This is a genomic window from Xanthobacter sp. BG11Y11_SDJG, from assembly GCF_057364445.1.
In genome coordinates this window covers 1-6,366 of the sequence record NZ_JBNFNU010000260.1, presented here as the reverse complement: position 1 = coordinate 6,366, position 6,366 = coordinate 1, and the positions used below count along the sequence as shown (strand labels likewise).

Below are 6,366 nucleotides of genomic sequence, written 5' to 3'. Positions count from 1 at the left end.
GCGCCGCGCCGACGGCACGATCGAGGATCTCGGCGGCTGCGGCCAGGCGACGCTCGATGCCGGCGACGCGGTGATCGTCGAGACCCCCACCGGCGGCGGCTTCGGGCCTGCCTCCGAACGGCCGCACGCCACCGCCGAAGCCGAGCGCGAGGCGGTGTCGTGAGGCCGCTCCGGCCCCTCCCCTCCCCTGCAAAGGCAGACTGCCGATGAGCGCCGAGACCGACGTCCGCCCGGCCAAGCCCGTAGTGTCGCCGGCCAAGGTCCGCCTGTGGTTCGACCGCCTGCTGGTGTTCGTGCTCTCGGTGGCGGCCTGGTACGTGGTGGCAAACACCATCCTCGATCCGTTCTGGATCTCCAGCCCCGAGCTGGTGGCCGAGCGGCTGTGGCGCATCACGCTCAACGGCGATCTGTGGTGGCATTCCAGCGCCACGGTCTGGCAGGCGCTGCTGGGCCTCGCGCTCGGCCTCGTGGTGGGCTTCGGCTTCGGCCTGCTGCTGGCGCGCTATCCCCGGCTCGCGGAGGCGCTCGATCCCTACATCATGGGACTCTACAGCCTGCCGCGCATCGCGCTGGCACCCCTGTTCATCCTGTGGTTCGGCATCGGCCTGCTCTCGAAGGTGATGATGGCGTTCTCCTTCGTCGTCTTCATCTTCCTGCTCAACACCATGCAGGGGCTCAAAGAGGTGGACCGCGACCACATCGACCTCATGCGCTCCATGCGCGCCTCCCCCGCCTTCATCGCCCGGCGGGTGCAGCTGCCCGCCATGCTGCCGTGGCTGTTCGCGGCGGCGCGCATCAGCGTCGGCCTCGCGCTCATCGGCTCGGTGCTCGGCGAGCTGCTCGGCGCCAATCGCGGCCTCGGCTGGTATGTGGAGCACGCCTCCGGCCGCCTCGACACCACCGGCGTGTTCGCCGGCCTCACGGCGCTGATGATCATCGCCGTGCTCATGAACCAGGCCGTCAACCTGCTGGAACGCTGGCTGACGCCGGCCAAATAGACCAAACCGTGACCCGGAACGCGGCACGCAAAGCCAAGAAAAGCTGAGGAAACGCACACGGAGTGACACACGTCCCAACCTTCCAGGGGAGCCAGAGATGTCACCGACCTTCCGCCTCAAGACCCTCGCCCTCGCGGCGGCGGCGCTGGCCGGCCTCGGCCTGCCGGCCGCGGCGCAGACCAAGATCACCGCCGGCACCGCCGCCTTCAACGAGGCGCTGCTGCCCATCTACACCGCCAAGGAGAAGGGCTACTTCAAGGACGCCGGCATCGAGCTGGAGATCACCGCCTTCAAGGGCGGCGGACCGGCCGTGCAGGCGCTGGTGAGCGGCTCCATCGACATGTGCCTGTGCGCCGCCGACCACGTGGTGCGCCTGAAGGCCCGCCGCCAGCCGGCGCAGATCCTGGTCGCGCTCGACGAGTTCCACTCCTACGCGCTGATGGCCAAGGCCGACTTCCCCGGCAAGGGGTATGCCGACCTCAAGGGCAAGAAGATCGGCATCACCTCGCCCGGCAGCCTCACCGACAACACGCTGCGCTACTCGCTCACCAAGGCCGGCATCAGCCCGGAGCGCGAGGTGCAGATCGTCGGCACCGGCGGCGGCGTGCCGATGATGGCGGCCATCGACAGCGGCCAAGTGGATGCGGGCCTGCTGATCACCACCGACGTTGCCGCCATGCTGGAGAAGGCGGGCGCCTACAAGGTGGTGATCGACTATCGCGAGATGCCTTACGCCGCGTTCGGCGCCATCGTGCTGAAGTCGTGGGTGGAGAAGAACCCGGCGGCGGCCAAGGCGTTCACCGGCGCGGTGGTGAAGGCGATCGCCGATCTCAAGGCAGACGGCAAGCTCGCCGAGACCGTGCTCGCCACCATGTATCCGAACTTCTCGCCCAGCCTGATCGCGGCGGTGGCCAAGACCGCCGTCGCCCGCACCCCCGCCGGCGGCGTGGTGAGCCCCGACTCCATCAAGAACCTGAACGAGATCGTGCTGGTTTCCGACGACACGCTGAAGCCGGTGACGGTGGACGAGGTGTTCGACCCCAAGCTGGCCACGAAATAGGGATGGCCAGCCTCATGGAGCGCGCGACGAGCGCACCGCAGCCGCCGGGTGAAAGCCCGGCGGCCTGCGCACCGCCGCGGGTGAAGGTGGTGGGCGTGTCCAAGACCTACCCCCACCCCGGACGGCGGCGTCGCCCGGGTGATCGAGAATGTGGACCTCACCCTCGCCGAGGGCGAGTTCCTCTCCATCGTCGGACCGTCCGGCTGCGGCAAATCCACCATGCTGCGCCTCATCTCCGGCCTGACGCCGGTGAGCGCGGGGCGCATCCTGGTCGCCGGGCAGGAGGTGACGGAGCCGCCGCCCGGCGTCGGCTTCATGTTCCAGCGCGACACGCTGCTGCCCTGGGCGAGCGTGGCGCAGAACATCTCCATCGCGCTGGAGCTGAACGGCACGGAGCCTGCCGCCCGGCCGGCGCGCATCGCCGAACTCCTGAAGCTGCTGGGCCTCGAGCGCTACGCCGACTACCGGCCGAGCGCCATCTCCGGCGGCATGCGTCAGCGCGCGGCGCTCGGCCGCCTGCTGGCCTACCGCCCCGAGCTCTATCTCATGGACGAGCCGTTCGGCGCGCTCGACGCCATGACCAAGATGATCCTCGGCCGCGAATTGCTGCGCATCTGGAGCCAGGACGCGAAATCGGTGGTGTTCGTCACCCACGACATCGAGGAGGCGGTGGGCCTCTCCGACCGGGTGGTGGTGATGGAGGGGCCGCCCGGCCGGATCAAGAGCGAATACCGCATCGACCTGCCGCGCCCGCGCGACTTCCGCGCGGTGCGCCTCCTGCCGGAGTTCCGCGACCTGTGCGAGCGCATCTGCGCGACATCGGCCGCCATTCAGAGGCGGAATAGGCGGGCGGGCGCTGCCCGGGGCGTGCCATCTCCGGCGTGCTGGGCCGCCGCGGTCGCGCGCGGCCAGCGGGCGGGAGGGGGCGGAGGGCGGACGCGAGCGGATCGCCGCCGCGTCATACCTGCTCGAAATTCTCCAGCGGCTGCGCGCTCTCGCTGGCGAGGAACCGGACCAGTTCGTCCTCCATGGCCCGCATCTGCGCCACCTTCATGCGCAGCGAGAGGAGCTGGAACTTGCGGGCCTCCATCTTGGGGCCGGGATGGGCGGTGATGCGCGCCTCCACGGTTTCCAGATAGGCGCATTCCTCGCGGATGCGCTCCAGGGTGAGCAGCAGCTCCTTGTGGATGGTGCCGCGGTCCGCGAAATTGCCGAAGAAGATGCGCAGCAGCACCTCGTCGCGCGTCACCGAGGAGCGGATCGGCTCGTTGAGGAAGGCGGCCAGCGCCTCCCGCCCTTCGGGGGTGATGGCGTGGATCTTCTTGTCGGGCTTGCTGCGCTGCGGCAGGTCCACCGAGGTGATGAACCCCTCCTCGCGCAGCTTGGCGAGCGTATTGTAGATCTGTGGCGAAGTGGCATTCCAGATGTAGTAGATCGACCGCTCGATGGTTCGCTTCAAGTCGTATCCGGACGCCGGCTGGATGGCGATCAGGCCGAGCAAGGCAAACTTCAGCGACATTTCAGTCTACCATCAATGGTGCCGGCGCGCCCCGCCGCCAATAAAGGCACGCCGCCGCGCCTCTTCCCAACCCTTTGCCGCATAACCTACTGCATCCAAGACACCGGCGCCAGACGCAACGCACGGGTCAGCGGGCCTTCGCCGGCGCCGGAGCGCGCAGGACCAGCATGTTCCCGACCAGCACCAGGGCAATGCCGAAGGCGGCCGAAATGGTCCAGTGATAGTCCTCGAACACCGTGGACAGTGCCAGCGCGATCAGGGGATAGAGCACCGTGCCGTAGCCTGCCCGGCTGGCGCCGATGCGCCGCACCAGCGCCAGATAGATGCCGAAGCCGGAGAGCGTCGGGCCGATGATGAGGAAGGCGAGCGAGCCGAGATAGCGCGGCGTCATCTCCATGATGAAGGGCGCACCGCCGATCAGCGCGGCGATGCCGAGCACGCAGAGTCCGTAGGCGAAGCTGAAGGCGGTCATGGACAGAAGCGGCAGGCCGCGCCGGCCAGCGACGCCCGAGAGGATGCTGCCCAGCGAGAAGCAGAACGTGCCGACCAGCGCGAGGATCAGCCCCATGCCCATGTGCGCCTGCGCCTCTGCCCCGGCGGCGGCGCCGGTGAAGACGGCCACGACGCTCGGCCCGAACACCAGCGCCGTGCCCGCCACCCCCAGCAGCGCGCCGAGGAACAGGCCGCGCCGCAGCGGCGCCCCCAGCAGCAGCGCCGATAGCAGCGGAATGATGATCGCCACCAGCGAGAACACCACCGAGATCAGTCCGGAAGGCAGGTGGTAGCCGGCATAGTAGAAGCTGAGGAAATTGCAGGAGAACAGGCACGCTCCGAGGCCGAGGAACAGCGCATGGTCGCGCAGATCGAAGGCGAGGCGCGAGCGGGTGGCAAACACCAAAGCGAACATCACCGGCGTCGCAAAGGCGAAGCGCCAGAAGGCCGAGACCTCCGGCGCCACCTCGCCGAGCTGCAGCCGCATGGGCAGCCAGCCGATGCCGAAGATGACGACGCTCGCCACATAGAGCGTCCAGTCGGTGGGGCTCAGCGGCGCCTCGCGGGGGGGATGGGACATCAAGGGTTCCGCATGGCCTGAGGCAGAGCGAGAAAGCGGCGTGGCTCGCCGCCGCAGGGGATTCGCCGGGCGCCGGCCGCGCCAGCCTACCCTCTCGCGCACCCAGGCGCGCGCCCCCGCGCCGCATCCGCCCGCGCCTCGCTCTGCGCTTCACGCATGGGTGGGGTCCCGGGACGGAGCCCCGCGCGGTCGCCGCTCAGTAGGCGAGCGTAGTGAAGGCGGGTTCCACGGAGCCGTTCCAGTCGGTGCGGTAGTGCTCCAGAAGCAGATCGGCGGGCGAGCGGCCGGTGAGCACCGCCTCTTCCAGCGGTTCGAGGAACCGCGTCTCGTCGCGCCCCTGGCGGTCGAGCCGGGCGCGGCGCCGCAGGCCGTCATTGGACAGCGCCAGCGCGCGGCGTGCCAGATCGCGCACCGTGCCGCCGCGGAACGGCGCCGCCAGGGCGAGGCGGGGCACGTTGTCGCGCAATTTCTGGCGCTCTTCGGCGGTCCAGTCCTTCACCAGGTCCCAGGCGGCGTCGAGGCTCTCCTGGTCGTAGAGCAGGCCGACCCAGAAGGCCGGCAGCGCGCACAGCTTCGCCCAGGGGCCGGCGTCCGCCCCGCGCATCTCCAGGAAGCGCTTGAGGCGCACTTCCGGGAAGATGGTGGAGAGGTGGTTCACCCAGTCCGAGAGCGTCGCGGTCTCGCCGGGCAGCATCGGATTGCGGCCTTCCAGCAGGGCACGGAAGGAGGAGCCGGCGACGTCCACATAGGCGTCGCCGCGCTTGACGAAATACATCGGCACGTCGAGCGCGTAGTCCACATAGCGCTCGAAGCCGAAGCCGTCCTCGAAGGCGAAGGGCAGCATGCCGGAGCGGGCATTGTCGGTGTCGCGCCAGATCTCCGAACGGAAGGAGAGGAAGCCGTTGGGCTTGCCTTCGGTGAACGGCGAATTGGCGAACAGCGCCGTGGCGATGGGCTGGAGCGCGAGGCCGACGCGCATCTTCCGGACCATGTCGGCCTCGGACGAGAAATCGAGATTCACCTGCACGGTGCAGGTGCGGAACATCATGTCGAGACCGAGCGTGCCCACCTTCGGCATGTAGGCGGACATGATCTTGTACCGCCCCTTGGGCATCACCGGCGTCTCGGAGCGCGACCATTTGGGGCTCATGCCGATGCCGAGGAAGCCGATGCCGAGCGGGGTCGCCACCTCCCGCACCTGGGCCAGATGGGCGTTCAGCTCCGCGCAGGTCTCGTGGATGGTGGCGACCGGCGCGCCGGAGAGCTCGAACTGCCCGCCCGGCTCCAGCGAGATCGCGCCGCCGCCGGTCACGTCGGCGAGGCCGATGATGGTGGAGCCCTCCATGATGGGCTCCCAGCCGAGCAGCATGCGCATGCCTTCCAGCAGCGCGCGGATGCCCTTCGGCCCCTCATAGGGCACCGGCTCGTGGCGGGAGAGGGTGAAGGGGATCTTCTCGTGCTCGGTTCCGATACGGAAGGCGCTCTGCGGCTTGTTCCCCTTTTCCATCCAGGCGACGAGTTCGTCGCGCGAGGAAATGGGGGTCGCATCCAACGTGTCGCGCGCCATAAAAAGGTCTCTTCGAGCAAAATCGGCGGGCGACCATACACGCCCGCACCGCTGAGGCAAAACGGGGCGGGTCGGGGGGGCGCGGCGGCGGCGTGCCGCCCACGCAATTCCTGTTTCGCCGGTGTGGAATCAGGGGCGCGCGGCGCCATC

Annotated in this window: 5 protein-coding genes and 1 pseudogene; 3 read left to right on the top strand and 3 right to left on the bottom strand. The window is 69.1% G+C overall.

From position 1 onward, the window contains the following. Positions 1–206 precede the first annotated feature (206 nt). The 3 genes and pseudogenes from AC2W7M_RS17935 to AC2W7M_RS17925 all read left to right on the top strand — a co-directional run. Positions 207–998 carry an ABC transporter permease gene (locus AC2W7M_RS17935; protein ID WP_486133743.1) on the top strand — a complete coding sequence of 264 codons (792 nt, stop codon included), beginning with the start codon at positions 207–209 and terminating at the stop codon, positions 996–998. A 97-nt stretch (positions 999–1,095) separates the two neighbouring features. Continuing rightward, entirely contained in the window at positions 1,096–2,058 is a 963-nt protein-coding gene (locus AC2W7M_RS17930; protein ID WP_486133741.1) for an ABC transporter substrate-binding protein, read from the top strand. A 138-nt stretch (positions 2,059–2,196) separates the two neighbouring features. Continuing rightward, positions 2,197–2,559 (top strand): annotated as a pseudogene (locus tag AC2W7M_RS17925) (ATP-binding cassette domain-containing protein); the annotation flags it as partial. Between the two features lie 457 nt (positions 2,560–3,016). Here AC2W7M_RS17925 and AC2W7M_RS17920 read toward each other — a convergent pair. From AC2W7M_RS17920 to AC2W7M_RS17910, 3 genes are all read right to left on the bottom strand, one after another. Continuing rightward, entirely contained in the window at positions 3,017–3,577 is a 561-nt protein-coding gene (locus AC2W7M_RS17920; RefSeq protein ID WP_486133739.1) for a helix-turn-helix transcriptional regulator, read from the bottom strand. 127 nt (positions 3,578–3,704) lie between these two features. Next, positions 3,705–4,649: a DMT family transporter gene (locus AC2W7M_RS17915; RefSeq protein WP_486133737.1), complete on the bottom strand. Its 945-nt coding sequence runs from the start codon at positions 4,647–4,649 to the stop codon at positions 3,705–3,707. 196 nt (positions 4,650–4,845) lie between these two features. Further along, positions 4,846–6,216 carry a glutamate--cysteine ligase gene (locus tag AC2W7M_RS17910; protein WP_486133736.1) on the bottom strand — a complete coding sequence of 457 codons (1,371 nt, stop codon included), beginning with the start codon at positions 6,214–6,216 and terminating at the stop codon, positions 4,846–4,848. Between the last annotated feature and the right edge of the window lie 150 nt (positions 6,217–6,366).

Bases quoted from the DNA above. Each gene is read 5' to 3' on its own strand.
- AC2W7M_RS17935 (WP_486133743.1), top strand. From the start codon at position 207: ATGAGCGCCGAGACCGACGTCCGCCCGGCCAAGCCCGTAGTGTCGCCG.
- AC2W7M_RS17930 (WP_486133741.1), top strand. From the start codon at position 1,096: ATGTCACCGACCTTCCGCCTCAAGACCCTCGCCCTCGCGGCGGCGGCG.
- AC2W7M_RS17920 (WP_486133739.1), bottom strand. From the start codon at position 3,577: ATGTCGCTGAAGTTTGCCTTGCTCGGCCTGATCGCCATCCAGCCGGCG.
- AC2W7M_RS17915 (WP_486133737.1), bottom strand. From the start codon at position 4,649: ATGTCCCATCCCCCCCGCGAGGCGCCGCTGAGCCCCACCGACTGGACG.
- AC2W7M_RS17910 (WP_486133736.1), bottom strand. From the start codon at position 6,216: ATGGCGCGCGACACGTTGGATGCGACCCCCATTTCCTCGCGCGACGAA.